The 307-nt window shown below is 75.6% G+C and carries 1 protein-coding gene; it reads right to left on the bottom strand.

What is annotated here, in order from left to right; translation table 11 throughout:
• The coding region (locus ACLBX8_RS31895; protein WP_447716436.1) for a chemotaxis protein CheB at nucleotides 1-307 on the bottom strand (307 nt) is incomplete at both ends.

Genomic DNA, 307 nt, shown 5'->3' with positions numbered 1-307 from the left:
CGCCTCGGCGCTCGACCATGAGGTGCCGCCCGCCCGGGGCGATCAGGGCGCGGCCGCGCACCACGGGATCGCCGTCCTCCGCCTCCTTGTCGGCGATCGCGCAGAGGCCGTTCAGCCGCTTGGCGAACGCCGCCGTGAAATGCTCCGGCATGTGCTGCACGATGACGAGACCGGGGGACTCGGCGGGCAGCACCACGAGCACGTCGCGCAGCGCCTCCGTGCCGCCCGTCGACGCGCCGATGCAGACGATCCGGTCGGTCCCGGCCACGACGCGCCCGGGCACGGGCGGCGGCAGGACGACGTCGGC

Source organism: Methylobacterium sp. D48H, from assembly GCF_053345715.1.
Note: the sequence above shows the minus strand (reverse complement) of the source record. Positions and strands in the feature narration are given on the sequence as shown.